Source organism: Bartonella sp. CR127HXZ, assembly GCF_042194555.1.
GTDB lineage: Bacteria > Pseudomonadota > Alphaproteobacteria > Rhizobiales > Rhizobiaceae > Bartonella > Bartonella grahamii.
In genome coordinates this window covers 1-851 of sequence record NZ_JBHIMZ010000060.1, presented here as the reverse complement: position 1 = coordinate 851, position 851 = coordinate 1, and the positions used below count along the sequence as shown (strand labels likewise).

The window sequence follows — 851 nt, the reverse complement described above, 5'->3', positions numbered from 1 at the left end:
TGCGGCTTTATCCAACACCCCACAATAGAAATGGCGGGGGCTAGCCCCGATGGTCTCATTGGAGAAGACGGTTTAATCGAAGTCAAATGCCCGAGATCAGTAACACATATGCGCTTTTGTATAGGTGACGAAATCAAACCAGAATATCACGCACAAATGCAATTCCAAATGGCTTGTACAGAACGAAAATGGTGTGATTTCGTAAGCTATGACCCACGTTTTACGGGGGAATTCTTTCACTTACGCATGAAAGTCAAGCGTGTTCTCCGTGATGATCAACAAATTGAACAGATCAATCAAGCTGTTGAAACCTTTTTAGCAGAGATAGAACGAGAGATACAACAACTCTCAACAAAAGCTGCTTAACCTTATGGGGGTGTTTTGTTCCCCGCATATCTACGAGCACCCCCACCCTTTTACATAAGGAAATTAAACGTGTGTAACATCAAACATATTATCATACAGCCTGCTAAAGATGAGGAATTTTGTTTTTTTACCATTGGCTATGAAGGTAGGTCCCTTGAGAATTATCTTAGTTGTCTCATAGAAAACAATATCAAAACTTTATGTGATGTTCGTAAAAATCCAATAAGTAGAAAACACGGATTTTCAAAAAGACAATTAGAGCAAGCTGTAAGCAACATTGATATTGAATATATGCATATGCCTGAACTTGGAATTGCCTCTGAAAAACGAAGAAATTTGAAAACAGAAAAAGATTATGACCGCCTTTTTAAAAATTATCGAAATACAACTCTCAAGAATAATTCTTGTGCAATAAACAAATTATATCAAATTTTTTTAAACAAAAAGCGCGTTGCAATCACCTGTTTTGAAGCCAATGTATGCAT

Annotated in this window: 2 protein-coding genes; both read left to right on the top strand. The window is 37.1% G+C overall.

Annotated features, from left to right (window positions below; genetic code table 11):
• Positions 1 to 366: lambda exonuclease family protein (locus tag ACFIKY_RS09065; protein WP_375661739.1), on the top strand; the 366-nt coding region annotated here is incomplete at its 5' end.
• 69 nt (positions 367 to 435) lie between these two features.
• Positions 436 to 851 (top strand): DUF488 family protein (locus tag ACFIKY_RS09060; protein WP_375661738.1); only part of this gene is annotated, 416 nt, incomplete at its 3' end.